Genomic DNA, 26,232 nt, shown 5'->3' on the forward strand with positions numbered 1-26,232 from the left:
TGTTCCTTGAATCTAATAACTTTTGAGCAGTCTACGTCTGTTGAAAAGTCATCATCTTCGGCGTCACTGCAAAGAACTAGCATCCTTGCGTATTATTACATACGTTCAATAACCTTAACAGTATCGATTGATGTGGTTTTTGTTTTGCAAAGAATCCAATAATTTATAGAAATTTGGTCAATAATATTCAATGGAAGTGACAATATCAATAGCTAATGATGCCACAGTTATCCCCAAAATACTTATTAATATTAATTAGATAATAAGAAAATGAAATGATTTAATATCTAAAATGAATATTGAAATGGTTAAAGGTAATAATCTAAAGATAGTATTATTTTGGAAGGAGCTAGTTATGAATAATGAAAATGAAACTAGGCTAATCATAATTGGTGGGGGAGAAGATAAAAAAGCGGATAAGGAAATCTTGAAGGAAGTTGTTAAACGTTCAGGAGGCAAGAATGCAGAAATAGCCGTCATTACCACGGCTACAAACTATCCCTTGGAAGTTGGAGAAGAGTATAAACAAATCTTTTATGATTTGGGAGTTGAAAAGGTCGATACAATAAACATAATGAATCGGCAGGAAGCCAATAGAAAACAAATCATACGTAGCCTAGAGGGCATCACCTGTATATTTTTTGTCGGTGGAGATCAATTGCGGATTTCAAGTATTCTAGGGGGAACAAATTTTCATAAATTTATCCATGAAGCTGTAAACCAGGGTGTGATTATAGCAGGAACCAGTGCTGGAGCATCGATGATGAGTGAAGTAATGGTGGTTTCAGGGGAAGAAGAAGGGGCTCCAAAGAAGAGTGCCATTAGTTTAGCTTCGGGTATGGGTTTTTTAAAGGGAGTAATTATTGATCAACATTTCAATCAGAGGGGGAGGATTGGGAGACTATTAGGAGCAGTTGCACAGAATCCACAGCCACTAGGGATGGGAATAGATGAAGATACGGCGATTATTGTTAATGATATCGATGAAATCGAGGTTATAGGTTCTGGGGTTGTTACCATAGTAGATGGAAAAGAAATTGAATATACAAATATATCAGAGCAATATCCCGATGAACCTTTAGTGATCACCAATGTAAAGGTCCATACTTTACCAAGTGGCTATGGATTTAAATTGAGGGATCGTAAGGCTATCATTCAAGAAAAGAAATCCAAACATTAAGACAAATATATTTGTAGAAAATTGAGGAGGATCTTTGATGAATTTAAAGAATATTCGGGTATATTCTGGTAGGAATATCTACAGTCATTGGCCTGTTGTTAGGGTTGATATAGACTTAGAAGAATACGTAGGTATACCTTCCTGCGATATTAACGGATTTAATGAAAAATTATTATTTCTATTACCGGGCCTACAAAGACATAAATGTAGTTTAGGATATGAAGGTGGGTTTTGTGAAAGGTTAGAGCGGGGAACATACCTTGCCCATATTTTAGAACACGTTGCCCTAGAAATACAGTATTTATTAGGATATGACCTAAAGTTTGGAAAGGCAAGATATCTAGAAAATGAGACTGTCTATTGTGTAGTCTATTCCTTTATAGATGAAGTAGCGGGATATGAATCTGGTAAGTTAGCCTTCGATTTGCTTATGAGTATTATAGAAGGCACTGAATTGAATCTACAGCATCGTCTGCAGTTAATTCAATCACAAATAAAAGCCAGCAAACTAGGCCCCAGTACTGCTGCTATTGTAGAAGAGGCAAGAAAGAAAAATATTCCTGTCAGTCGATTGGATGATTGTAGTTTAGTTCAGTTGGGATATGGAAAACATGCTAGAAAAATAGAGGCTACCATCACAGATCGCACAAGTTGTATAGCTGTCGATATAGCTTGTGATAAAGAACTAACAAAGAAAATTTTAAGTAATTTTAACATCCCAGTGCCAGAGGGTAGGGTAGTAATGGAAAGGGAGGAGGCAATCCAGGCTGCTGAATGGGTTGGTTATCCTGTTGTGATAAAGCCCCATAATGGCAATCAAGGAAAGGGAGTATCTTTAGATTTAAGGACATCGGAAGAAGTAGACAAAGCCTTTAAGATTGCAAAGGGTTATAGCGAAAAGGTCATCGTTGAGAGATATATTGAAGGAAAGCACTACAGGATAGCTGTTGTAGGAGAAAAGGTTGTTGCTGTGGCGGAACGATTAGCAGCCCATGTTATTGGAAATGGCGGTAATACAATCAAGGAATTAATTAGTCTGGAGAATCAAAATCCTTTGAGGGGAGATGGACATGAGAAACCCCTTACAAAGCTAAAAATAGATGATGTTACAAGATTAATCTTAGAAAAACAAAGTATTAATATTGATTATGTACCTAAGAAGGATGAAGTTGTATACTTAAGGGAAAACGCCAACTTAAGTACTGGTGGAATCGCAATCGATGTAACAGATGATTTGCATCCTGATAATGCCCGATTGGCCATCAATGCAGCAAGAATAATTGGGTTAGATGTAGCAGGATTGGATTTAACCATCAAGGACTTATCGTTTCCCATCAGTGATGCAAATCCTGGAGCGATCATAGAAATAAATGCTTGCCCAGGAATAAGGATGCACCATTATCCATCAGTGGGAAAGAGCCGAAATGTCGCTAAAGAGATTGTGAACTTGCTTTTTCCAGAGGGTTCTGAATATACAATACCAATTATATCGGTTACAGGCACCAATGGTAAAACCACCACCAGTAGAATGTTAAGTAAAATACTACAGGAAAAGGACCTAGTGGTGGGGATGACCAGTACTGGGGGAGTATATGTTCAGGATGAACTTATTATGCCGGGAGATACAACAGGACCAAAGAGTGCCCAAACGGTTTTGTTGGACAATCGTGTTGAGGCGGCGGTATTAGAAACTGCTAGAGGGGGTATCGTTAATAGGGGATTAGGATATGACCTAGCGGATATAGGCATCGTGACTAATATAGGAGACGATCATCTAGGTGTAGATGGAATAAACACCCTCGAAGATATGGCAGACGTAAAGGCTTTAGTCGTAGAGGCTATCAAAGATGATGGTTATGCAGTATTAAATGCCGATGATCCCTACACTCCTCGAATAGCAGAACGGATAATGTGTAGCACCATTTACTTTGCAAATGACTTCATGAATGAGACAATACAACAACATATAAAAGCTGGAGGCAAAGCAGTATACTTAAAGAGCAACCATATATACATTTATGATGGTGCAAAGGAGTTTAAGGTGATGGATATTAAAAAAATACCAGCCACCTTTAATGGAGCCCTAATGCATAATGTGGAAAACAGTATGGCAGCTGTGGCTGGTGCCTTTGGAATAGGGGTTGAGGTATCAGTTATTAAAAGTGCACTAGAGAAATTTAAAACAGATATCGAAACAAACCCAGGTAGGTTTAATGTATTTGACTTTGCTCAATATAGGGTAATTATAGATTATGGGCACAATATAGATGGATATACAAAAGTATTGGAAGGTCTCAAGGAAATGAGTATTGGACGACTGGTGGGTGTCATTGGTGTTCCGGGGGATCGTAGTGATATTAGTATTTTAAAGGTGGGAGAAATTGCCGGAAAGTACTTTGACTATGTATACATTAAAGAAGACCAAGACCTCCGTGGAAGAATGCCAGAAGAAGTAGCAAAACTCATGAAAAAAGGATGTCAGATGGCAGGTTTGACTGAAGATAAAATGATTATAAAACTCTGGGAAGTAGATGCCCTTAGACTAGCCATGGAAAATGCCCAAGAAGGTGATACAATCATTGTATTCTATGAAGAGTATGCTCCTTTGGTGGAACTAATTAAGGATTTCCAGGAAAACTGCAAAAAAGGATTTGAACCGATAGAGCTGCCAGTGGCTAGGGCTGTAGGTGTAGGTAAGGCATAGTTAGCCTGTTGAAAAGACCTCATCTTCTGCTTCACTGTAATAGACCAGCATTCTTGCGTATTAGTTGTACGCGACGACCGCTGGTCTTTCTTGTTCCTTCAACAAAACCCTGCATAACAATACAACAAACTTTAAAAACTATTTAAATTATAAATAGGCGTCACAAAATACATATTTCATTAATAAGATAGTAGAAACTATTATTTAAAAGAAAGTATTAAATGCAAAAGATGAAATAGTTCTTATAGGGGGTTAGCTTACATATAGATGATTTGATATGATGGGTTGATTAATTACTTAAAATAAGTGTAGAAATAATATAATAGGTATTTATATCTAAAATAGGGGGAGGGAAAGTGATGAAGCACTTAGGCGTTTTTATAGATCTAGATGGAACCCTATACAGAAACTCCTTAATGCTGGAGCATTTTAAAAAACTGCTGAAGTATGAAATTATTGACCCAGCAATCTGGCACAATATCGTAAAGGATGTATATCAAGATTGGGATAAGAGACGGGGAAATTTTGAGGATTATCTATTGGAAGTGGCAGAGATTTATCTTAAATCTATGAAGGGATTAAACAAACAAGAAATGGAGTTTATTAATACGCAAATTATTGAACTAAAGGGTGATCGGGTTTATCGATATACCAGAGATCGAATTGAATGGCATAAAAAGATGGGCCATAAAGTATTCTTCATTTCTGGAAGTCCCGACTACTTAGTATCTAAAATGGCTGAAAAATATGGGGCCACCGATTATAGGGCAACAACTTATATTGTAGATGATGAGGGTAATTTTACGGGGGAAATATCTCCTATGTGGGATTCAGAGAATAAGCATAAATCTATCAAAGACTTGGTAGAAAAATATGATATAGATTTAAAGGAGAGTTATGCGTATGGGGATACTCAAGGGGACTTTGCTATGCTGAAACAAGTAGGGAATCCTGTAGCCATTAATCCCGCCAGCGAACTGTTGTTTAATATTAAGAGGGATGAAGAATTAGCTAAAATAGCCACCATCATTATCGAAAGAAAAGATGTTATTTACAAGTTGACAGCAAATGTAGAAGTGATTAATTAATTTGAATTCAAAATTAATTCCTTATTGAAGAAAATGCTGGAGGCATATAACCTATGAAGGGTTAGAAGGCTTCCAGTTATTTTATTATTGTCCTTTTGAAGGTATTTAAGGTTATTAGTCAGCCGGTTGGTAGGTCTTATCCAATATCTCCACCATGTCATTAGCACCTGATGAGATATATACAGTATTGTCTTTAGTAATGACTACGGCATCAACACCCTCCAGCTCCTCAACTAATTCCATACCCTTCTCATGCCCCAGAATGAATACTGCAGTAGATAGAGCATCTCCATCAATTGCAGAATCAGATATGATTGTTACACTGACGACGCCACTGTCCGATGGATATCCAGTAGCTGGATCAATAATATGATGGTAGCGAATACCTTTATCAACAAAATAACGTTCGTAATTTCCTGAAGATACAATAGATTGATTTTCTAATAATACTTTTGCCACTACCCCATTAGAATTAACTAGAGGCTTTTGGATTCCGATGGCCCATTTGCTTTCATCAGGCTTTTGACCAAAAGCATAAACGTCGCCACCTAAATTGACAAAACCACTCTTAATGCCATTAGCTTTTAATACTTTGACAGCCTCATCGACAGAATATCCCTTAGCAATTCCACCGAGATCCATAAGCATTTCAGGGTCTTTAATCATTATTTTATTACCATCAATTTGAAGATTGATAATTTCAATATGCTCTTTTGAATCTTGAATATCTGCTGGAGAAGGTACTTTCTGCCACTCCTTGCCAATGCCCCATAGTTCAATTAAGGAACCAAGAGTAATGTTAAAAGCACCACTGGTTAAACCTTCATATTTAATACCTTCTTTGATAACTTTAAGGGTATCATCACTAACTTGAACAGATGTCTTACCAGCATTTGCATTTATATTGTAAACATCACTGCCGACTAGGGAAGGACCCATTGCGTTTTCAAGCTCAGTTATTCTTTTAAAAGCAACTGCTATTGCCTTAAGACCCTCCTCTTCAGAAGGAGCATACACACGAATTTGGCCGAAGGTGCCTAGAACAAAGGCATCATTTTCAACTGCTACAAGAGACTGGCTTTGGCAGCCTAGCATATTTGTTATTAATATAGATATGCTGAATAACCCCAATAGGGCTGTTAGGTATTTTTTCATAAAATAGCACTCCTCACTTAAAACTAGTATTTAAACATTATATTGGATGTTACAAGTGCAGATCCTTTGGCGGAGGAGTAAGGGATTTAAAAATAATCCTTAGCATAGACAAACTCTTTTTCTCCAACTACGCGATGGTCTTTAAGGTCTGTTAGAATATAAAAACCATGCTTTTTGTAAATATTTCTACCAGGGAGATTTGTTTCGTTGATGGTAATAAAGATTCGTCTTAAATGAAAATTCTTTGCAATATAGAAGTTTTCTATATCCTCTAGACATTTTTTCACTAATTGACTTCCATAACCTTTGCCCCTGTGTTCTTTTTTTGCAATAGACATTTGAAAAATCACCACAAGTCCAGCCTCAATGCCTTCTCTGATGGACCATGTCACACTACCAATTATTTCATCTTCTTTATGTAGGACAATAGAGCGATCTATTTCTGTACAAACAGTGGCATGTTTTTCTGCTAGTTCTTTGTCTTGGCCATATCGCTTTAAATAATCTTTTATAAAATAATCCCGATCGTTAGGATTAGCTAATCGCGCTTGCATAGTATTCCCTCCAGAAGCATTAGTTTTTTATTATATATTGATTATAATATATCACAAAAAAATGTAAACCATTCAATCCAACATTATACTATGTAAATTTTAAACAACTATAAGGCTTAGAGGACGCTATCTAGAATGAAGTTTCTTAAAAAAATGTTAATGTGAGAAAGAGTGATTAAAGAAGTTGTATATACTTTTAAATTGCCCAATGAGCTGTTTTTTTCCTCCCCTTAAAATTAAAAGATTGAATTAAACACTATATTAATAGGATAACTAGAAGAAGAAACATATATGTTTCTAGAAAAATTAATGTAGAAGATTTAGGATAGGAACCTTTTAATGGGATCTACGTAAAATATAGTAAGGAGGGGTACGATATGATTTTAGCCAGTAGATATTTAAGATTATTAGATCCCTATATGGAGGGACCTGACGTAAAGCATGTACAGGAAAGATTAACGGAATTAGGTTATTATAATGGACCAATAGACAGTATATATGATGAGGAAGTTTTTGAAGCAGTTAGAACGTATCAAGCTGATTTTGGTTTGAGTCCTGATGGGATTATGGGGCCTGATACATGGAATTCAATAGGCTTAAGTCCTGATGAATATTATCCTCTACCCCCAGAGGGATACTCAATAGAAATTGATTTATCAAAGAAGATACTTGTATTAAAAAAATTTTCTGAAGTAATTACATCATATCCAGTAGCTGTGGGAAAACCTGCAACGCCAACACCTAAAGGGGACTGGAAGATTATACAGAAAACCTTAAATCCCGGTGGGCCCTTTGGGACTCGATGGATGCGTTTGAACGTACCTTGGGGCGGTTATGGGATTCATGGGACTGATACGCCTACTTCCATTGGCACAGCAGCCAGTAATGGGTGTATACGGATGTTTAATGAGGATGTAGAGGCTCTGTATGACATTGTACCATTAGGAACACCAGTAAAAATCATAGGCAATGGACCTGTGGGAAGAATTCTAAGTGTAGGAGTAGAACCAGGTTCAGATATCTTTGAAGTTAAGGCGAATTTAACTGAACTAGGCTACTACGATGGAGAAATAAATGGGGTATTTGGAGAAGACCTTAGGGAAGCAGTGATTGCTTTTCAAAGGGACTTCAATCTAGCAGCTGACGGTATAGTCGGAGCAGATACCTATGACAAAATACAATTGGCAGTGGATCAATTATCTGATAGTAGAGAACCATAGAGGGTAGTCTGTAATAGACCTCTAGTTAGTCCATAGCTGGAGGTCTTTAGTATGCATAATACCAGAAAAAGTTATGAATTATACTATTCGTAGGTATTGACAATAAAAAAGCATAATAGTAAAATTAATATTATTGAATTTTTATTCATATCAATGAATAAAAATATGTTTTTAATTCAAATGATATAGATGATAAGATGATGAAGGGAGAGTATTAAATGGGACAGGAAAAAAAGAAAGAAAAAGCAAATAATCAATTAAAGACCAGTAGAGAGGCAGAAGAAATAGAAAGAGCCTATAGGGTTTTGATGGAGAATAGACAAAAGAAAAAGGATTCATGGAAAACATACTAGGTGGCAGGAGTCACCTATTTTTATGCAACAAACAACCCGAAACGACAAAAAACGTAGCTAAGTGAAAACTTACTCTAAAATAAGAGGAATTTAATAAGTCGAATGGAATATAATAAGTATAAATTTTTGTGAAAGGTGAAACGGTTATGGACAATTATTCCTCAAGGCTACAAATTATTGATGATAGTGTGTTAGATGAACAATCTACTTTAGTTAACTTTATATTTGATAATGTTAGTAATATGATTTTTACTGTTGATCAAGACAAGAAATTTGTCAAAGTTAATCAACCAGCTAAACAATTTCTCCAAAAATGCAATGCAACAAACTTAGATGAACTATATGATGAGTTATACATAACTGATTTTAAAGGTGAAAGAGTTTTGGTTGACAAGGACCCTGTCTATAGTGTCTTTCAAGCTGGAAGTTCCAATAATACAGAGATGTGCATCCACTGGAAAAATGGAAAAAAGGAATACTACTATATGGATGCCATGCTCTTTCAAGATAGTGAAGGCAGGAATTTTGCAATTGGGATACTGAAGGATGTTACAGATTATATCAACTTAAAAGAACTCAATAATAAATATCAAAAAAAAGCTGATGAGCTAATAAATATTATTAATACGATTTCAGAAGGGGTCGCCATCGTAGATTCTGAGAGGAATTATATGCTACTGAATCCAGCCTGTGATGATATTTTCCGTTATAAGACTCATTTAACCCAGAAAACGGATTTCAAGGTTGGTATGACTTTTGATTATGCTAAAGTAATGGACACAGATGGGACTCCTATGAAACCCAAGGAGCTTCCGGTTTTCAAAGTGTTAGAAGGTGAAACTCTAAAAAATAGAATATATAGGATTCAAATTGATGGGGTGATGAAATATATTTCCTTCAGCGGTGTCCCGATATTTGATTCCGAGGGTAAAGTAGAATATGGGGTTATGACGTTTAGTGATGTATCAGAGATTCAAAGACATCAGCAACGTGTTAATCAGCAGAAACATTTTATACAAAGTATTCTTGATGGATTAGGAACCCCAGTGGCTACTATAAGTTATCCTCAATATAGATATGAGCTAGTAAATGACCAGTATTGCAAGTTCATAGGAGATTTATTAGGAAAAGAAATTCAAAAGGAAGAATTAATTGGAAAGTCATTTGAAGAGGCTGTCCCCAATCATTATGCCAAAGCTTTTATGTTAGACGCAGATAGGATGCTGATAAAAGATAAAGACAAAGTGCGTCAAGTACTTGAATATAAAGACTTTAATAATGAGGAACGATGCTATCAAATTGTTCAATCCCCTATCACGGATGAAGATGGAAAAGTAATATACATTACTGCAGTGGGAATTGAGGTAACCGAACAAGTTAAAGCCAAAAAAGAGACGGAAGCTTTAGCTAAGATGAAGGAAGAGTACTTTACTGTTATTTCCCATGAATTAAGATCTCCTATTGCTGTAGTACATTCAGCTATTCAAATGCTCATTAGTGATGCATATGGAAGTGAGTTTAATGGCAGTACACAGAAAATGCTTAGTAGAATTGAGAAAAATACTGATAGGTTATTGGTTTTGGTAAATAACTTCCTAGATATTACAAAGGCGGAAGCTGGATTTATGAACATAAATTATAGTCCTGTACAGGTGGGAGGATTTACAGAAGTACTATTGGAATCCCTTCAGCCATCTGCATTAAAAAAATCAATTAAGTTAGAGTTAGTTAATGAATGCAAAACAGAGATAGTTAAGTTGGATTGTGAAAAATATGAAAGGGTTTTAGTTAATCTTGTAAGTAATGCTATTAAATTTACAGGTAATAATGGACTAATACAGTTGATTCTAGCAGAAGATAATAGAAACTTAATCATAAAAGTAAAAGATAATGGAATAGGTATTCCTGCTGAAAAGATAAATAAAATATTTGATCGTTTTTATGTTGTAGATGATTATTTGAGTAGAGGTAATATTGGCACAGGAATAGGATTGTCACTGGTTAAAAAACTCGTGGAAATTCTGAAGGGACAAATTAATGTAGTCAGTCAAGTGGGAGTAGGTAGTGAATTTATTTTGCAACTTCCAAAGGATCCGGATCTAAACTAAAGTGCTATATAAGCAGAAAAAAGTGCCAATTATTCGATTAAGGTACTTTTTTATAACGAATAGGAAACCCACATGATCATTAAATCTTCAGAAGGAAGACTTTGTTTTTGAGGTAAAGTTTAACCTAAATTTCTACAATTATGGAGTCTAAATCGAGTTCACCAATTAAATCTAATTAAAATGTTTAGAATATAAGAAAAAAAATTTCTGAATTTTTTACTTATGTATTGTAATAATGTAAATTGTCCTGTAAAATAGTAAATAATTAGAATAAAATCAATAATATTTCAATATGGCGAATTCACAAAATAAAAAGTCTGAAATATCAGAATTTTTTCGTAAGTTCAGCAGGAAGGGAGGGGTGAAATGGAGCTAATAAGTCCAGGGGAAAAAATTAAAAAATTAAGGCAGGAATTGGGACTAAAGCAACAGGAAATTACAAATGGAAAAGTTTCAAAAAGCTTAATTAGCATGATCGAAAAGAATAAAAGAGGTTTAACTTGGAGTACTGCCATTATTATTGCAGAATGTCTAAATAAATACTACGAAATCATGGGCAAAAATATCACTGCCGAGTTTCTAATGGAAACTGAGATGGATTGTGCTAAGAAAGAGGTTAAGGAAGAAATTAATTTAATTCAAAATTTAATGGATTCTGGTGATGTTAATGCTAAGCTAGTAACACTATCCTTTGAAAAAGCAATGGATCTCGTTAAAAAGTGGGACATGAAGCAGGAACTGATGGAGATTCAATTATTGAGAGGTAAGTTCTATTATCATACCTATCAATACAATAAGGCATTGGAGGAAGCCTCTCATGTATTGGAGTATTTCTTAGAAGCACGGGACTACAATCAAGTGGCCTTCACTTATAATTTGATGGGTGCCAGCTATTATATGAATATGATGATGGAGCAAGCCCTAACCTATTATACAAGGTTCTATAATACTGTTATTGAGCATAATATTACTAATAAAGCTAAGTTGAAATTAGAGGCGATTTTTAATCTAGTAATTTGTTATCGTAAAATTCATAGATATGATATGGCCCTGCAATATATAAATATGTTCAAAGAAGTAGATTGGAATGATTCTATTTTCCATAGCTATCAAAACCAACTAATGCTTGTAGAGGCCAACACTTATCGTGACTTAAAGAATTATGAGAAGGCAGAAAGGCTATATGATAAGCTACTAAAAAAAGTAGAAGGCTTAGATAAGAATACCTCTTTTTTAGTTTATGATAACCTTACAATTCTTCACATGGAACAAGGCAAGATCGATAAAGCTTTAGAATTTGTCAAGATGGCTTTTCTTATTAAGGATGGTGTTAGAACTGACTACATACCATGGATATTTATAACTAAGGCGAAGTGCTTGATAATGTTAGGTAAATTTAATGAGGCATTAGATATACTGAAGGATGGACTCCAGTTGGCGGAGGGTATATCCGAAAATGAGATGAGTATTGATTTCCAATTTACTTTAGCCCAAGCCTATATAACAGTTAAGGACTATGGTAGTGCATTGCAACATCTACAAGAAGTTGAAAAAATCATTATAGATAACGACATTAAGCTTAAAAAGAATGATCTTTACGGTTTTTACATCGAGGTTTATTTAGGATTAGACGAAAAAGAAAAAAGCGTTGCATACGCAATTAAAATGAGAAGAGATTATTTAGCTGTACAGTAGTAGAGTCAGTATAAAAAATAAGGAGGAGAAAAACGATGAAAAAATCTAAACATGCTTTAGTTACTCTAATGATTTTTACTTTATTGGTGGGTAGTATTGGGGGGATTCTTGCTGTTGGGGATGTAGTTAGGGATACTATTGCCATTGAAAACGGCACTACTAACCATGATCCAAAGCCTATAGGGGTATCGACTGTAATACCATATATTCCATAAATGTTTTATAATTAAATAAAGAGGATAATAAAAACCCGCTTCTAGTAAAGTACTGGAGGTGGGTTTTTTTACTTAAATATCAAAAAAGCATAGATTTTCTAAGATATCGGTAGGAATTCAATCCTTAAGTGCAGAATATAAGTATTATTGACGTATATTATACTAGAAGAAGTAACCTTAGTAATGATATACTACAATAAAATCATTTAATAGGGGACTACTTAAGGAGACAGATGAATTTGATGTCGTGATAAGCATTATGGTATATATTTTATTATTTCGATGTAGATAGATAGGAGAAAATTCATGATACCAAATAAAATACTGATATTAAAGCCGCAGACCAGTACTAGTTGCCTTTTAAAAAGCTTATTGAGGCGTCATGGTTATGAAGTTGTGGAGAAGGCCATAATAAAGGAATATATTGTGGAGACGGTCCTAGAAAGCAAGGCCAATGTTATTATTATGAATAGCTTTCAACAGGAAACCGATTCCTTAAAAGCCTGTAAAGTCATAAAAAATCATTCCGACACTAAGAATATACCAATGATTATTCAGATGCATGATTGTACAGACAAGCAAAAACTTGATTTTATAAATCTAGGGATTGAAGATTATATTAGGCCCCCTTTCCATGAAAGTGAAATAATTCTAAAAATTAAGAATCAGTTTAAAACAGTAAAATTAAGAAATAACCTAATTTCGTCTAAAAAAGCTTTAGAGGAAAGCTTGTCCATGATTGAAAATCAAAAATCAGAACTAGATAGGAATTTATCCATGGCAGCAAAAATACAAGAAGCATTGATTCCAAAAACCTTAGGTAACATACCTAATTGTTCTTTCTTGTGGCATTTTCAGCCTTCAGGAAAGGTGGGGGGGGATATTTTCGATGCTTTTATGCTGGACGACGACCATATGGGTATGTATATGATTGACGTGATGGGGCATGGTATAGCTTCTTCCATGTTGGCTGTGGCCTTATCGGAGTCACTAATACTTGACATAGAAAGAGGTTCTCCCTTGAAACGTAAAATTAACAATTATCCATACTACGAAATTGTATCTCCTATTGAAGTGATTCACTATTTGAACAAACGTTTTCCTTATTCTAAGTACAAACATTATTTTACGATATTTTATATGGTGTTAAATGTAAAGACGGGAGTATTAAAATATGTGAGGGCTGCCCACCCAGCTCCATTATTAATAACAAGTGATGGCGAAATTAAAGAATTAGATGGCTATGGAACTCCCATTGGGTTTGAGTTTGCTGTGGACTATGAAGAAAAGACCGTATGCTTAGATTCGGGGAATACAATTATAATTTATACTGATGGACTGATGGAGATTGAAAACGAAGAGGGGCAAAAAATGGAGTATGATGGTTTGATGAATTACTTTAGAAAAGAAGTTCAAAATGAAAACCATCATTTTACACTAAATATAAAAAGACTCTCTAGAAATCAACCTAAATTAAAGGATGATCTATCAATATTTGAGATGAAATGGATTAAATTTGTATAAAGAAAGTTAAGACCCTAATTCATAAAAAGAAAAGAATAAAGAGATTATTACGAAATAAGAGGGAGGAGTTGGGAGATGCTGGAACAGGTAGTGGTAATAAGAAATGAAATAGGTTTACATGCTAGACCAGCTAGTTTTCTTGTAAAGGAAGCTACAAAGTTTAAGTCTGAAATATTTATGGTAAAGAACGGAAATGAATACAATTGCAAAAGTATTATGAATGTTATAAGCATGGGAGCTAAAAAAGGAGATGCAATTCTCCTAAAGATAGACGGGGTAGACGAAGACAAGGCAATACAGGCGATTGTGCACTTGATTGAACATTCTCTATTGGAGTATGAATAAAGATTAAAACTATGCGTAAGAATAAAAACAGTTCCTTGGTTATTGACGGGAACTGTTTTTTATTATGTAAAACCTATGTTAAAAAGTGGTATTAGCTTCAATGAATACGAACATTATGTAGGTTGAAAGCATAAAATGTAGAGTTACGAATTGTTTTATATTGATGCATAAATAAAACAATGTTGAATCGAAACGTTTTCATAGCAAAAAAGATAGACTCTTGTCCTTTCAATAGTTATAGTGAATATGTGTCGATTAATAAATATAAATTATTTTACATTTTTACTATTTACTTTCCTTAATAAGTGCTGTATAATCATTTATAAAAAACCAGTGTTAGTATTAAAACATACGGTGTATATACGAACTATATATATTTTTTTTAAAAAAATGTTCGAATAATTACATATCCGTATAGTAGGAGGGATATATATGACAAAGAAGCTCGAAGAATTATTAACGCAACCCATGATATACTCTTTACCACCCTGGACTCACCAACAGGAGACTCTAAAAAACATTCTTGAGAGTCATCCCACTATTAAATTTGTTTCTTTAGTTGGGGTTGACCTAGGAGGAAATAATACAGACGAGAAAATTCCTATTTCATTGTTTCTTGAAGATATTGAAGGTTTTCTAAAGACAGGGGTACAGACCGACGGTTCTAGTGTTATGCTTCATGAAATAGCAACCTTAAATAATGCTAAGGTTGATATTATTCCTGACCTAGAGGTAAATTGGTTTGTTGATTACAATTATGAGTTATTAGATGAGGATACTGGATTGCCTATCGGAACGTTAAAAATACCTGCCTTTCTAGAACATAATAGAAAATTGGTGGACTCTAGGGCAATTCTAAAACGGACTGTAGATTATTTTAATCAGGAAATATTTGGGTTGCTTAAAAATTACCCCCATGCCCTGGAGGAGTTGGGTGTAGCTTCAATAGATGATATTGAAGGCGTGAATCTAACAACTGCTACAGAATTGGAGTTTTGGGTAAAAACACCAGAAGACTCTGCTGATGAAGAAAAACTATCGACTTCCCAAATGTTGAAGGAACAATACTGGAAACGGACTAAGGGTTCCGTCAGATCTGCTCTAGAAGAAACAATGATGTTGCTGGAGAAGTATGGAGTAGAACCAGAAATGGGGCATAAGGAAGTTGGTGGAGTTCGTGCTACAATTGCTGGGACAGGAAAGTTAAATCATGTAATGGAACAGCTTGAAATAGACTGGAAATATAGTGAAGCACTACAATGTTGTGATAATGACTTGTTTATTAGAGAGTTTGTAGAGGAAACTTTTGAGAGATATGGTCTTGAGGTTACTTTCATGGCAAAGCCAATAGAAGGGGTAGCTGGTAGTGGTAAGCATACCCATATGGGGGCTAGTTTGAAACTAAAGAATGGTAAATACATTAATCTATTCTCCCCTAAAGATATGAAGGTAGACTATGTAAATTCTATTGGTTGGGGAGCTTTAATGGGTATATTGAAGAATTACGAAGTCATTAATCCTTTTGTAACCTCAACCAATGATGCTTTTAATCGATTGAAGCCAGGATTTGAAGCACCTGTTTGTATCGTTGGATCTGTGGGGCACAATGTTGAATCTCCATCTCGAAATCGAACTGTGCTAATTGGCTTAGTAAGAGATATCTATAATACAATGGCAACACGATATGAGCTAAGGGCGCCAAATCCAACCTCTAACACGTACCTTTTAGTTAGTGCCTGCTATTTAGCAATGATGGATGGAATAAAATATGCTATAGAAAATAAGCTAACCAGTAAAACATTGGAGTTAGAAATTACTAAAGCTGCTGGAGAAGATAAGCATTATTTAGAGAAAAATCGGGCTTATAGAAGTGAAGAAGATGTATTCGAAGACTATACTGACGAGGAAAGAGATAGATTGTTTGGAAAACCTCCAGCGACAGTATGGGAAAATCTTCGAGGATTTACTAACTCCGACAAAAAAGAAATTCTTTTTAAAGGTGATACCTTTGATGCTCAGTTATTAAATTCCTATGAAATAGCAACTTTAGATCATTGGGTTACGGAGTTACAAGGCAGAATTATTCAAAACAACATGGATATCGTGAGAAATTGTAAAAAAGCCCATGTTGGTGATCATGCTACTGACCTAGATGTGGTGAATTGGGAAAAGATTAACAATCTTAGGATCTTTATGATGAAGGATAGTCTGGAAAGAAAATCCCTCTTTACTAGATTAAGAGAAGCACTGGAAAACGAGGAATATGAACTAGCATCTCAGTTGCAGATTGAAATGACTGAGAAAATTTCTGAATTGAAGGGTTTGTATAGTGTATACAAGAGGAATTTGATGGAGGAAATATAGAATATAGATTTACTACGTTACAAAGAAAAGTACCCTATCGTATTCAAAATATGGTAGGGTGCTTTTTTGCTTTTCTTCATTTGAATTTATTTGAAGATATTCTAAATTTATATGGGAATAGGTTGTTTTGTTAGAGTAACATAGGGTATAATTACCATAAATACTATTGTCTAAAGTAAGGGGGAAATTTAATGAACAGAAAAGATATCAAGCAGAGGGTGGATTATATAAAGAGTCTTTTAGATCCAGAGACAGCTAAAAGACAAAAACGTAAAGAGAGAAGTCGAGGCTTAGCAAAGGGACTAGCGGTGGGAACCTTGCTAGGTGGTATTGCAGGAGTTTTCTTTGCCCCTGATAAAGGAGAAAACACTAGAATGAAGGCAAAGGGAGAATTAGATAAGGCTAAGGATGTTCTAGAGACAAATTTCCAAGAGGGTAAAAGTAAGCTTTCTAATATTGTAGAGAGCAAAAAAGGTTTTTTAAAGGATGGAATTGTGGTAGTAAAGGATAAAAATAATTCCCATAATATCTTTGTTGAGGAAGAGGATTTGTTAGATGAAGAATTAGAAAAGGAAGAGGCTTAGAATATTGCTACTCAAAATGTAATGCTAAAAATAATCACTAAAGATAATCATTAAAGATATAAGGGGGTAAGGGCTAGATGACAATTACAATGGAACATCTACAGGTTGTTTTGGTTCTAGTGGGGATTGGTGTACTAGGCGCTTTATTGGTGGTGCTTTTAAAAGTCAATGATATACTAAAACAAGCTAAGTCTATATTGGTAAAAAACGATGGAAATATAAATCAATCTATCGAATCACTTCCTAAGGTAATCAATAATGTTGAAATCCTTTCTAATAGCTTAAACAATGAAATGGTACATGTTGGTGGAGCCATAAAAAATATAGAAGAAATTACAGTAGGGGTAAACGAAGAAATAAAACACCTCAAAGGTACCGTAAGAAATATTGAAGAAACTGTAGAGTATGCTGCGGCCACTGCGCAAACTTTGACAGATGACATTTTATTACCTATAGGCGATATACTAAACTTATTGACTATTTTAAAGGGAATTTTCGTAAAGGAAAAGAAGAAAGGCATATTTCGTAAGTAAAAGACGGTGAGTAACATAAAATACTTTTAATAACTTACGATTAAAAACCAGTAGCTCAGACGTTTTGTTAACGTTGAGATACTGGTTTTTTTATAACGAATAAGAAAGTTCTACATTAAATTAATATAAATAGAACTTTTTCGTAAATGATTTTCAACATAAGTCATCAATTAAATCTTCCGAAGGAAGACTTTATTCTAATGATTGACAAATGTTTTGTTAAAAAAATATCAAATTACATCAAAAAAATTTAATCCATATAAGAGCTTAATTTATTGAGGAAAAATAACTGATCTAAAATTCAGTTAATGGTTATATATTGAATAAGTTTGTAACCTTATGACGTTTAAATGGAAAGTTTCCAATTATTCTTCCGAATGCATCCTGTTGCAATTCTTCAGTATGTTCCACAGGACAATAGCCTAATCCCTTCAGATACCTGCTAAATAGAAGGACTTCCCCCATGAGTTTGTATTTTGTATAGAAGGTTTTTTTCTTCATATTAATACAGGCGACTAAATAATGACCTTCATAGATTTCTTTGATATCCCCCTCTACAAACACTAAAAATTTATGAATTTTTGATGTTGTAACGCATTTTTCTAGATCTTTATAAATGCATTCCATATAATTCATAAGGTAACCTCCCTTTAATATTTTGTTAAATTATTAACTACAACTTGATTATAACAAAAATTGTAATTAGCGGCAATATAATTTTTTATATAACTTTGTTAAGAAATAATAATAAATGACTAGCATTATGGAGTAAAGGCGGAAAGGACAGTTGGTAAAAATCACAAATGTAGCAGGAATTATGATGGATTACTAGAAATACTTTAAATAAGTGAGGAAATCATTAAATATACTTAAATATGCTTTAGTTATACATCAACTGGGGTGAGATAGGAATTTAGCAAAGAGTACCCTAAGTTAATGAGATTGGGGCGGGTAAAGGGAGGAGATAAAATGTCAGTCGAAGAATTAAGGATAGACATAGCAAAAAGAAACAAAAGTGGAATTGCTTTTATATTAGCATCTATTATCATATGGACAGGAATATTGGTGGTTTGGCGGTTACCAATAGATAATATCGTAACTCAAAATTTACTGACTTTTATGTTGACAACGCCTATGATGCCATTAGCATTTGTTATATCAAAAATAATCAAAGCCGAGTTTTCAGCAAAGAATAACCCTCTCCATAATCTTGGCTTTTTATTTTCCATGAATCAAATGCTATATGTATTAATTGCTATGTGGGCTTACAATGCAGCTCCAGAAAACATGGTGATGATTTTAGCGATTATTTTTGGTGCCCATCTGATGCCCTTTGGGTGGCTCTACAAATCAAAGGCTTACACGGTGATGTCTGTGATTATTCCATTGGGGATACTAATAGTAGGATTTAATTTAAAACAAGACCAAATTTATGTTATTCCCTGTGTTATGTTGGGTCTTGAAATTATTTTCTCATTATGGTTGGCCATTGAAAATAAAAAACTTGCTTCAATGAAGACAACGCTGGAGAATGTATAAAAGAAAGTGAGCGGGTACAAATGATTATAATGCTTTAGAGGAAACATAAGAGAATGTCGGCGAAAGATCTAAAATAAAAGCACCATATCTATAAGGGATATGGTGCTTTTATTACGGTATTTATAGCTTTTATCTCCACTTCACAAAGCGACTCTCCAGCTTACTAATCAACTGATACATGATAGCTGTAGCAAGGGCTAGAATAATCACTCCAGCCATAACAATATCGAGACGGAATACCTGACCTCCGTAGACAATTAAATAGCCTAATCCTGCCTTTGATACCAAGAATTCGCCAACGATTACCCCAATCCAAGACATACCTATGTTAATTTTCATAGTATTAATCATATTAGGAATGCTTGCAGGGAAGACAACCTTTTGGAGAATTTGTAGTTTGGTAGCACCAAATGTTTGAAGCATTTTTACTTTTTCAGAATCCACCTCTTTAAAACCATTATAGGTAGATAGGATAGTTACCACTAAAGAAATCGTGAGGGCAGTTACGATGATCCCCCTCATGCCGGCGCCAGCCCATATTATAATAATTGGACCTAGTGCAATTTTTGGCAGTGCGTTTAGTACTACTAGATAAGGGTCAAATACCTTAGCAAAAAATTCTGACCACCATAGGAGGATAGCTATAGAGGTGCCTAGAATAGTGCCAATGACAAAACCAACAATCGCTTCAAAAACAGAAATACCAGTATGCTTAAATATAGAGCCATCCCTGGATAAGTCTTGAATTAACAACAGTATAGAGGAGGGCTTACTGGTAAAGAAGGTGTCGATCCAAGCCAGTCTAGCAGCAATTTCCCAAAGTAATAAAAACCCTACTAAAATACCGATTTGAGATAGGGTGATTTTTAATTTATACTGACGGACAGACTTTAAAAATTCTAAGTGACTTGGGGAGAAGTTTGAATGCTCCACTTCCTTATTTTTACTTAACATAGACATCCAACTCCTTCCAAATTTTATTGAAGTAATGCCTAAATTCAGGAGCTTCCCGACACTTTATTGGAGAGAACTCATCAGCTCCTTCACAGGTTAGCTGGATATCATATATACATTTAGTAGTCGCAGGACGTTTAGATAGAAGAATAACTCTGTCGGACATACTAATAGCTTCTGCTATGTCATGGGTTACCATGATAGCTGTCTTTTCTTCGCTTTTGATAATTTTTGCAATGTCATCACTTACTGCCAAACGGCTCTGGTAATCTAATGCAGAGAAGGGTTCATCCAGCAGCAATAAATCTGGTTCTGTAGCAAGAGTTCTAATAAGAGCAACCCTTTGACGCATTCCTCCTGATAGTTGGTGGGGGTAATGGGCTTTAAAATCTCCAAGACCATAGGTATCTAGAAGCTTAGATACTCTAGCAATACTTTCTTCGCTTAGCTTTTTTTGAATTTCTAAACCAATTAAAACATTTGCCATAATATTTCGCCATGGGAATAGATGGTCACTCTGAAACATGTAACCCACCTTTTTATTGGTACCATCCACCTCTTTGTTATCTATAAAGACCTCGCCAGAAGTAGGCTTTAGTAGTCCAGCAATAATGGATAGGATAGTAGATTTACCACAACCACTAGGACCAACAATAGATACGATTTCACCCTTTTTTACATCAAATGAAAGCTGATCTAGGGCCTTGGTTTCTCCTGAAATCGTATGATAAATCATAGAAATTTCATTAACGTCAACAAACTTATGTTCCTTCATAGAAAACCTCCTTTCCTATGTATAAGTAGTGAATAGCAAACTATATGGTATATACTATGATGGTGAAGAAAAATATGTGAGTTTTATCTATAAGTGATTGACTGGATTACCTTATTTAATTTATAAATAAATTTGTTGAAAAATGTCGCAAAGTTGTGTATTATATATAATAATAACAAAATAAACTGAAAATTCACAATTTTAAAATTGATAAAAATGAGTATTGTTAACTTATGGCCAACACATAGTTTGGTTCGAAAGGGGTCAATGAATGAAGAAGATACTATCCTCGGGTGAGAAAATTAAGCAGTTACGTACAGATATTGGGTTGAAGCAAGAGAATCTCAGCAATGAAGCAGTTTCTAAGAGCCTAATCAGTATGATTGAACAGGGAAAAAGGAGCCTAACCCTCCAGGCAGCTAAGGTTATCGCAGAAGGTCTGAATAAATACTACAAGGAAGTAGGAGAAGAAGTTACACCTGAATACCTTATGGAGTCTGAATTGGATCAAGTTAAAAAAGAAGTTCGTAAGAATATTGAGCACCTTGATAAAGCCATTAAGTCGAGTCGAGTTGAGGAAGAACTGATACGTAATACTTTTGACAAGGTTATTGAGTTAGTGGATGCCTGGAAACTAGAAGGAGAAAAAATTGAGTTACAGATACTTAGAGGAAATTTTTATTATAATAATTATCAATATAAAGAGGCCCTAAAGGACTATCTTGATGTTCTGGATCAGTCGATTAAGTCCAGAGATTATGGTCAAATTGCAAGCATGTATATTTCAATAGGTACAACATATCAAATGCAGAAGATGATGGACTCAGCCATAGTCCATTTCGTAAAGGCTAGTGATATAGCCATCGCTAATAATACTGCAAACAAAAATCAAGTTTTGGCTTATTCACTTTACAATCAAATATTATGTTATAAAAAAATGAAAAGGTATGATTTAATCCTTAGTCATATTACTATTTTTAAGGACATAAAATGGGAGGAACAACTGCATAAAGTATTTTATAACCAAGTACTATTGATAGAAGCGGTAACTTATCGGGAATTAAAAAACTATGAGAAGGCAATTAAAATATTTGAAAAGTTAAAAGAGGAAAAACAACTTGATTTTAAAACGCAATTTTTGTTATATAAAAATTACGCCCTTCTATTTAGAGACAAAGGGAAAATAGAGAATGCCCTACAATGCATACAAAAGGCTTTTGATATAAAGGAATTTGTAGATTTAAACTACACACCAGCCCTTTATTTACATCAAGCTACCTGTTATAGCCTTTTAGGAGAACAAGATAAGGTTATTAATCTGTTGGAAAACGGATTAAAATTGGCTGAAATGGTATCTAAAAAACATTTTGCAATAGATCTAAGATTTGCCTTTGTAGAATTGTATCTTGAAAAGAAAGATTATTTTAATGCCCTTATTCATGCAAAAGAAGCAGAAAAGAGTATCAATGAAAACGAAGTAAAATCAAAATTACAGGACCTATATGGCTATTACATTGAAATATATAATAAATTAGGAGAGGTAGAAAGGGTGAATGAGTTTTCTATACAAATGAGACGAAAAAATTATTTTGCCAGTGTAGGGATGTAGTATTTTACTAATCTATGTCTGCCACAGTACTATAGTAGATTCTGAGGTGTAGTGGGTTAAAATTAGTGACAAGAAAGTGGGTAAATGAAATGATTAGGGGTATAATACTATTAGCGAATCATAGTAATAAGTATTAAATGATTGAGAGGGGGATTTTTATGAAAGAAGTGACCTTGTATACCAAAGACTTTTGTCCATTTTGCCATAAGGCTATAGCCCTTTTAGAGAAAAAAGGAGTTAAATTCACTAATATCGATGTTACCCATGATGAGGAAACATTCCAAAAGGTAATGAAAAAGACAGGCTGGGATTCAGTACCCCAGATATTTATTGAAGATGAATTCATTGGTGGGTGTGATGATATGCACCTATTGGATAAAAATGAAGAATTGAATAAAAAACTTGGAATCTAGTAGACAACCTCTGTGGAGATAAAAAAGCTTGTCATTAAAAAAATGAAAAACCAACAACCATTGCCTATTTATTTATGCAATGGTTGTTGGTTTTTATTGTATAAACTAAGATAAAGCAGATGACTTTTAATATCGAAGATATATTAGAGGAGAACAATATATCCAACAAATCAATCATACATTTAAAGATTTAAGAATACTTCTATTTTATCCTTATCCAAGGCTTCAACTAGATCAAAGTTCCTCCAATTGATTAGACTTTTTCGTTGTTTTCTCCACTTAAATAAATCATGATAGGCTTTAATAAAAACAATTTCATTGTTATGATAATTAGAACTTGTGAAGACTAATTCTCCAGCGTCTGCGTCTGTTCCGAGGGTGGAGATTCTAATCAGAATGCTTCGTTCATTTCGGACTGCTGATTTAAGGTATTTCAGAAGGTTTTGGTTTTCCTCTTTATGCAAATCAATTTCCCAATAGATATAATTTTCTAGGTAATGATATTCTTGGGATAACTGTAACTCTCTTGTTCGAACCTCATCATTATAGATGAAGAGTTCTAGAATGCGATTAACATTTACTAAGGGACGACCTTTGTTTCCAATACGGATGGACAAGCAAAATTTATGCTGTTCCTCCTTATATCTAATGTATAGGTTATTAGATAATAGGATGTTTTTTGGCCGTTTAACTAAATAGTACAGGAATAAACCTGTAAATACAGAGTTAATTAAAACCCCCGAAAAACCTTGCAAAACTGCTAGGAATTGTCCGATGCCGTTGACCGTTTTAAAGTCGCCGTATCCAATGGTTAGGTAAGTAATACCGCTAAAATATAATACATCTCTTGTGGAGACCCTTTGGTATCCATTCACATCCTTATTGAGGGAGTTAGGATCTACTATGGAGTGATTAAAATCATATAAATAAGCAAAAAAAACAATATTTACACAAACGATGAAAATATAAATTACCATTAAAGGAAGAATTCTTTTAAATTTATCCATGCTTCCCTTCCTTCCTTATCGCAACTTAATAATAGTATCTCTATGTTCCGAATATACATACCTAAAAGATGAAGCTACAGCGATAACATAAAAAAGCCATAAGTCTAGTATAAATTTTTAATTATTGCAAATGATATTACTAAATCTACATCTAAAAAAACTTCTATGCTAAGGAGGAATTTTAGTGAGAGAAGGTATGATACCAACCCTATTAGGAACTGGCGTTACAGCTACAGGCGTTGTATTGAAGGGGATGGCAGCAAAACGTGAATCTCATGACCATATAATGCCAATGGTTGCAGCAGGAATAATTGGATTTGGATTGGCCCATGTCTTACTAGGAACCATAGACTTGGTAGATGAAGACCATCATAGATGAGATTTAATAGAGTAAGGGATCTCCCTTACTCTTTTTAGCTGTTGAAAACACTTTATCTTTTACAGCACTTCAAAAGACCAGCATTTTGACGTATTACCGTTACACCATAGCCGCTGGTCTCTTTCGTGCCATGACAGAAGTATAATTAATTTTAATTTGGGTACTTTAAAAATATAAGTCTGGAGTAGTATTAAAAATGATATGGTTAAAATATGATAAAATTAAAATTGAGAATATTTTCAAACTATATTGACAGATATGTCCAGACATGGTAATTTAGAGTGGTAAAAAACAAACATTTATTTTTTTTAGGAGGAAATCAGAATGAAAACAGGTACAGTAAAATGGTTTAATGGTGAAAAAGGCTTCGGTTTTATCTCTGTAGAAGGCGAAGATGATGTATTCGTACATTTCTCAGCTATTCAGACAGATGGTTACAAAACACTAGATGAAGGACAACAAGTTCAGTTTGAAGTTGTTGATGGCCCAAGAGGTTTTCAAGCTGCCAACGTGTCTAAGTTATAATCGCAAATTAATAAAGGTTAACATAGAAGTTAATTATTGAATTTCGATTATAAAATCTCCCTTGTAGAGGGAGATTTTTTATGTCTTTTATACTTTTTCATCAATTTTCTAAAAGATTAGGAAATATTTCAAACTACCTTAATAAACTATATAGGGGTGGTTTTCTTTTTTTATTTCCACTAAAGGAAGGTTGATGATATGAAGAATTTTGTTTCAACTGTTTTGGTTTTTTTGTTGATGCTGACTCCTGTCTACGGAGGAAATGGATTGGGAGAAATTGAAGTGCCGTCATTTCAAACAGAGATGGAAGCATTAAAACAACTAGAAATTCAACAATTTAGGGAATTACATGAACTAAAAAAGTTAGAAAAACTGAATCAAATTAGAGAAATACGACAGAGACTAGAGGCTTTGCAAGTAACAAATACTGAAGAGTTTGGTGAGGAAGTAGATGAGTATACTTCGATTCTCAAAGAATTAGGATACTATAAGCAAGATGATGATTCAGCGGAGGAAATAAACAACAGAAATGCTCTTATTAGATTCCAGAGTGACCATAATCTTATTGTAGACGGTCTTTTTGGTTCTAAATCAAATGAGACACTACTTAAGCGCTTAAAGGATGATGATTTTAAGCATAGAGATACAATTAATGAAGCTCCCACTGAAGAAAAATGGATTGTCGTAAATAAAACTAAACGGATTCTCACCCTCTATAGGGGGAGTCAAGTAATAAAAAAATATCCAATAGCCCAAGGGAAGCTTTCCAACTTAACACCTGAAGGAAAATTCAGTATTGTAAGCAAAGTAATCAATCCCATGTGGGGTGGTGCGGGTATTGCTCAGCCAGTGGCAGGGGGGTCCCCCAAAAACCCATTAGGATATCGATGGATGGGGCTTTCGATTGATGGTGGAAGTAGTTATGGAATACATGGAAATAATAGTCCCGAGTCTATTGGAACTAATGCATCGATGGGATGTATTAGAATGATAAATTCAGATGTAGAGGAACTATATAATTTGGTATCTATGAAAACCATTGTCTGGATTGGAACAGATGAACAGCTAAAAGAATGGGGAATTGATCAAACAAGCTACATAAAAAGATAAAAAAATAAACCACCTAAACTATTTACCACAATTGGGCGTAAAGCCCCTAGTTTTTAACTATGGGGATATAAGCCCTCTTTTAATTTTTCTTTAAGAAAAGCACTTGTATTATACAAGGTATAGATATATAATACAAGTATGGAATATAAATCTAACAATAATATAGTTTTTTCATGTAAATATCATGTGGTATGGTGTCCAAAATATCGACGAAAAGTCCTTCATGGAGCTGTTGAAGCAAGATTAAAGGAGTTGATTGTTCAAACTTGTTCAAACATTAAGGTCGATATAATTGAAAT

Annotated in this window: 26 protein-coding genes; 20 read left to right on the plus strand and 6 right to left on the minus strand. The window is 34.3% G+C overall.

Annotation, left to right across the window (positions count from 1 at the left end; genetic code table 11):
- Positions 1-292 precede the first annotated feature (292 nt).
- From JOC73_RS14040 to JOC73_RS14050, 3 genes are all read left to right on the plus strand, one after another.
- Positions 293-1,180, plus strand: coding sequence for a cyanophycinase (locus JOC73_RS14040; RefSeq protein ID WP_330613215.1), 888 nt, complete (start codon positions 293-295; stop codon positions 1,178-1,180).
- A 37-nt stretch (positions 1,181-1,217) separates the two neighbouring features.
- The gene (cphA, locus tag JOC73_RS14045) at positions 1,218-3,884 is read left to right on the plus strand and encodes a cyanophycin synthetase (protein WP_204404340.1); all 2,667 of its coding nucleotides are present in this window, start codon (positions 1,218-1,220) and stop codon (positions 3,882-3,884) included.
- Positions 3,885-4,243: 359 nt separating this feature from the next.
- A complete protein-coding gene (locus JOC73_RS14050; RefSeq protein WP_204404382.1) occupies positions 4,244-4,972 on the plus strand; it encodes an HAD family hydrolase in 729 nt (242 codons plus the stop codon).
- A gap of 114 nt (positions 4,973-5,086) precedes the next feature.
- Here the strand turns inward: JOC73_RS14050 and JOC73_RS14055 are convergent, their stop codons facing one another.
- Positions 5,087-6,127 (minus strand): FAD:protein FMN transferase, encoded by a 1,041-nt coding sequence (locus JOC73_RS14055; protein ID WP_204404342.1) that lies wholly within the window; start codon positions 6,125-6,127, stop codon positions 5,087-5,089.
- Positions 6,128-6,213: 86 nt separating this feature from the next.
- Positions 6,214-6,681 (minus strand): GNAT family N-acetyltransferase, encoded by a 468-nt coding sequence (locus tag JOC73_RS14060; RefSeq protein WP_204404344.1) that lies wholly within the window; start codon positions 6,679-6,681, stop codon positions 6,214-6,216.
- Between the two features lie 377 nt (positions 6,682-7,058).
- Here JOC73_RS14060 and JOC73_RS14065 point away from each other — a divergent pair, with 377 nt between their 5' ends.
- From JOC73_RS14065 to JOC73_RS14105, 10 genes are all read left to right on the plus strand, one after another.
- Positions 7,059-7,901, plus strand: a complete 843-nt coding sequence (locus JOC73_RS14065) for a L,D-transpeptidase family protein (RefSeq protein WP_204404346.1) — start codon at positions 7,059-7,061, stop codon at positions 7,899-7,901.
- Between the two features lie 218 nt (positions 7,902-8,119).
- Positions 8,120-8,254, plus strand: coding sequence for a hypothetical protein (locus JOC73_RS15345; RefSeq protein WP_279381071.1), 135 nt, complete (start codon positions 8,120-8,122; stop codon positions 8,252-8,254).
- Between the two features lie 146 nt (positions 8,255-8,400).
- Positions 8,401-10,362 carry a sensor histidine kinase gene (locus JOC73_RS14070; RefSeq protein WP_204404348.1) on the plus strand — a complete coding sequence of 654 codons (1,962 nt, stop codon included), beginning with the start codon at positions 8,401-8,403 and terminating at the stop codon, positions 10,360-10,362.
- A 366-nt stretch (positions 10,363-10,728) separates the two neighbouring features.
- Positions 10,729-12,057 (plus strand): helix-turn-helix domain-containing protein, encoded by a 1,329-nt coding sequence (locus JOC73_RS14075; RefSeq protein WP_204404350.1) that lies wholly within the window; start codon positions 10,729-10,731, stop codon positions 12,055-12,057.
- A 35-nt stretch (positions 12,058-12,092) separates the two neighbouring features.
- Positions 12,093-12,272, plus strand: coding sequence for a hypothetical protein (locus tag JOC73_RS14080; protein WP_204404352.1), 180 nt, complete (start codon positions 12,093-12,095; stop codon positions 12,270-12,272).
- Positions 12,273-12,578: 306 nt separating this feature from the next.
- A complete protein-coding gene (locus JOC73_RS14085) occupies positions 12,579-13,796 on the plus strand; it encodes a SpoIIE family protein phosphatase (RefSeq protein ID WP_204404354.1) in 1,218 nt (405 codons plus the stop codon).
- 75 nt (positions 13,797-13,871) lie between these two features.
- A complete protein-coding gene (locus JOC73_RS14090) occupies positions 13,872-14,141 on the plus strand; it encodes an HPr family phosphocarrier protein (protein ID WP_204404356.1) in 270 nt (89 codons plus the stop codon).
- Between the two features lie 432 nt (positions 14,142-14,573).
- Complete coding sequence (locus JOC73_RS14095; RefSeq protein ID WP_204404358.1) at positions 14,574-16,505, plus strand: type I glutamate--ammonia ligase; 1,932 nt, start codon at positions 14,574-14,576, stop codon at positions 16,503-16,505.
- Between the two features lie 191 nt (positions 16,506-16,696).
- The gene (locus tag JOC73_RS14100; RefSeq protein ID WP_204404360.1) at positions 16,697-17,089 is read left to right on the plus strand and encodes a YtxH domain-containing protein; all 393 of its coding nucleotides are present in this window, start codon (positions 16,697-16,699) and stop codon (positions 17,087-17,089) included.
- A gap of 77 nt (positions 17,090-17,166) precedes the next feature.
- Entirely contained in the window at positions 17,167-17,622 is a 456-nt protein-coding gene (locus JOC73_RS14105; protein ID WP_204404362.1) for a hypothetical protein, read from the plus strand.
- Positions 17,623-17,934: 312 nt separating this feature from the next.
- Here JOC73_RS14105 and JOC73_RS14110 read toward each other — a convergent pair whose 3' ends face one another.
- A complete protein-coding gene (locus JOC73_RS14110) occupies positions 17,935-18,258 on the minus strand; it encodes a hypothetical protein (protein WP_204404364.1) in 324 nt (107 codons plus the stop codon).
- Between the two features lie 333 nt (positions 18,259-18,591).
- On the opposite strand from JOC73_RS14110, the gene JOC73_RS14115 reads away from it, so the two are divergent.
- The gene (locus JOC73_RS14115; RefSeq protein WP_204404366.1) at positions 18,592-19,161 is read left to right on the plus strand and encodes a DUF7010 family protein; all 570 of its coding nucleotides are present in this window, start codon (positions 18,592-18,594) and stop codon (positions 19,159-19,161) included.
- 129 nt (positions 19,162-19,290) lie between these two features.
- Here the strand turns inward: JOC73_RS14115 and JOC73_RS14120 are convergent, their stop codons facing one another.
- Positions 19,291-20,115, minus strand: coding sequence for an ABC transporter permease (locus JOC73_RS14120; RefSeq protein ID WP_204404368.1), 825 nt, complete (start codon positions 20,113-20,115; stop codon positions 19,291-19,293).
- Positions 20,105-20,890 carry an ABC transporter ATP-binding protein gene (locus JOC73_RS14125; protein ID WP_204404370.1) on the minus strand — a complete coding sequence of 262 codons (786 nt, stop codon included), beginning with the start codon at positions 20,888-20,890 and terminating at the stop codon, positions 20,105-20,107. The genes JOC73_RS14120 and JOC73_RS14125 overlap by 11 nt, the downstream gene beginning before the upstream one ends.
- A gap of 271 nt (positions 20,891-21,161) precedes the next feature.
- Between JOC73_RS14125 and JOC73_RS14130 the strand changes: the two genes are divergently transcribed.
- A complete protein-coding gene (locus JOC73_RS14130) occupies positions 21,162-22,499 on the plus strand; it encodes a helix-turn-helix domain-containing protein (RefSeq protein ID WP_204404372.1) in 1,338 nt (445 codons plus the stop codon).
- 158 nt (positions 22,500-22,657) lie between these two features.
- The gene (gene grxC / locus JOC73_RS14135; protein ID WP_204404374.1) at positions 22,658-22,912 is read left to right on the plus strand and encodes a glutaredoxin 3; all 255 of its coding nucleotides are present in this window, start codon (positions 22,658-22,660) and stop codon (positions 22,910-22,912) included.
- Positions 22,913-23,094: 182 nt separating this feature from the next.
- Here grxC and JOC73_RS14140 read toward each other — a convergent pair whose 3' ends face one another.
- On the minus strand, positions 23,095-23,919 hold the full coding sequence (locus JOC73_RS14140) for a potassium channel family protein (protein ID WP_204404376.1): 825 nt from the start codon (positions 23,917-23,919) through the stop codon (positions 23,095-23,097).
- Positions 23,920-24,103: 184 nt separating this feature from the next.
- Between JOC73_RS14140 and JOC73_RS14145 the strand changes: the two genes are divergently transcribed.
- The 4 genes from JOC73_RS14145 to tnpA all read left to right on the plus strand — a co-directional run.
- Positions 24,104-24,298 (plus strand): hypothetical protein, encoded by a 195-nt coding sequence (locus JOC73_RS14145; protein ID WP_330613217.1) that lies wholly within the window; start codon positions 24,104-24,106, stop codon positions 24,296-24,298.
- A gap of 324 nt (positions 24,299-24,622) precedes the next feature.
- Positions 24,623-24,823, plus strand: a complete 201-nt coding sequence (locus JOC73_RS14150; protein ID WP_204404378.1) for a cold-shock protein — start codon at positions 24,623-24,625, stop codon at positions 24,821-24,823.
- 198 nt (positions 24,824-25,021) lie between these two features.
- Positions 25,022-25,933: a L,D-transpeptidase family protein gene (locus tag JOC73_RS14155; protein ID WP_243427995.1), complete on the plus strand. Its 912-nt coding sequence runs from the start codon at positions 25,022-25,024 to the stop codon at positions 25,931-25,933.
- 138 nt (positions 25,934-26,071) lie between these two features.
- Positions 26,072-26,232 (plus strand): IS200/IS605 family transposase (gene tnpA, locus JOC73_RS14160; protein ID WP_204404388.1); only part of this gene is annotated, 161 nt, incomplete at its 3' end.

The sequence above is a fragment of the Alkaliphilus hydrothermalis genome, from assembly GCF_016908555.1.
In the GTDB taxonomy this organism is placed as follows: domain Bacteria; phylum Bacillota; class Clostridia; order Peptostreptococcales; family Natronincolaceae; genus Alkaliphilus; species Alkaliphilus hydrothermalis.

Bases quoted from the DNA above. Each gene is read 5' to 3' on its own strand.
- JOC73_RS14125 (WP_204404370.1), bottom strand. From the start codon at position 20,890: ATGAAGGAACATAAGTTTGTTGACGTTAATGAAATTTCTATGATTTAT.
- JOC73_RS14075 (WP_204404350.1), top strand. From the start codon at position 10,729: ATGGAGCTAATAAGTCCAGGGGAAAAAATTAAAAAATTAAGGCAGGAA.
- JOC73_RS14040 (WP_330613215.1), top strand. From the start codon at position 293: ATGAATATTGAAATGGTTAAAGGTAATAATCTAAAGATAGTATTATTT.
- JOC73_RS14130 (WP_204404372.1), top strand. From the start codon at position 21,162: ATGAAGAAGATACTATCCTCGGGTGAGAAAATTAAGCAGTTACGTACA.
- JOC73_RS14150 (WP_204404378.1), top strand. From the start codon at position 24,623: ATGAAAACAGGTACAGTAAAATGGTTTAATGGTGAAAAAGGCTTCGGT.
- JOC73_RS14100 (WP_204404360.1), top strand. From the start codon at position 16,697: ATGAACAGAAAAGATATCAAGCAGAGGGTGGATTATATAAAGAGTCTT.
- JOC73_RS14140 (WP_204404376.1), bottom strand. From the start codon at position 23,919: ATGGATAAATTTAAAAGAATTCTTCCTTTAATGGTAATTTATATTTTC.
- JOC73_RS14120 (WP_204404368.1), bottom strand. From the start codon at position 20,115: ATGTTAAGTAAAAATAAGGAAGTGGAGCATTCAAACTTCTCCCCAAGT.
- JOC73_RS14055 (WP_204404342.1), bottom strand. From the start codon at position 6,127: ATGAAAAAATACCTAACAGCCCTATTGGGGTTATTCAGCATATCTATA.
- JOC73_RS14155 (WP_243427995.1), top strand. From the start codon at position 25,022: ATGAAGAATTTTGTTTCAACTGTTTTGGTTTTTTTGTTGATGCTGACT.
- JOC73_RS14085 (WP_204404354.1), top strand. From the start codon at position 12,579: ATGATACCAAATAAAATACTGATATTAAAGCCGCAGACCAGTACTAGT.
- JOC73_RS14095 (WP_204404358.1), top strand. From the start codon at position 14,574: ATGACAAAGAAGCTCGAAGAATTATTAACGCAACCCATGATATACTCT.
- JOC73_RS14090 (WP_204404356.1), top strand. From the start codon at position 13,872: ATGCTGGAACAGGTAGTGGTAATAAGAAATGAAATAGGTTTACATGCT.
- JOC73_RS14070 (WP_204404348.1), top strand. From the start codon at position 8,401: ATGGACAATTATTCCTCAAGGCTACAAATTATTGATGATAGTGTGTTA.
- JOC73_RS14115 (WP_204404366.1), top strand. From the start codon at position 18,592: ATGTCAGTCGAAGAATTAAGGATAGACATAGCAAAAAGAAACAAAAGT.
- JOC73_RS14110 (WP_204404364.1), bottom strand. From the start codon at position 18,258: ATGAATTATATGGAATGCATTTATAAAGATCTAGAAAAATGCGTTACA.
- JOC73_RS14080 (WP_204404352.1), top strand. From the start codon at position 12,093: ATGAAAAAATCTAAACATGCTTTAGTTACTCTAATGATTTTTACTTTA.
- JOC73_RS14105 (WP_204404362.1), top strand. From the start codon at position 17,167: ATGACAATTACAATGGAACATCTACAGGTTGTTTTGGTTCTAGTGGGG.
- grxC (WP_204404374.1), top strand. From the start codon at position 22,658: ATGAAAGAAGTGACCTTGTATACCAAAGACTTTTGTCCATTTTGCCAT.
- JOC73_RS14060 (WP_204404344.1), bottom strand. From the start codon at position 6,681: ATGCAAGCGCGATTAGCTAATCCTAACGATCGGGATTATTTTATAAAA.
- JOC73_RS15345 (WP_279381071.1), top strand. From the start codon at position 8,120: ATGGGACAGGAAAAAAAGAAAGAAAAAGCAAATAATCAATTAAAGACC.
- JOC73_RS14065 (WP_204404346.1), top strand. From the start codon at position 7,059: ATGATTTTAGCCAGTAGATATTTAAGATTATTAGATCCCTATATGGAG.
- cphA (WP_204404340.1), top strand. From the start codon at position 1,218: ATGAATTTAAAGAATATTCGGGTATATTCTGGTAGGAATATCTACAGT.
- JOC73_RS14050 (WP_204404382.1), top strand. From the start codon at position 4,244: ATGAAGCACTTAGGCGTTTTTATAGATCTAGATGGAACCCTATACAGA.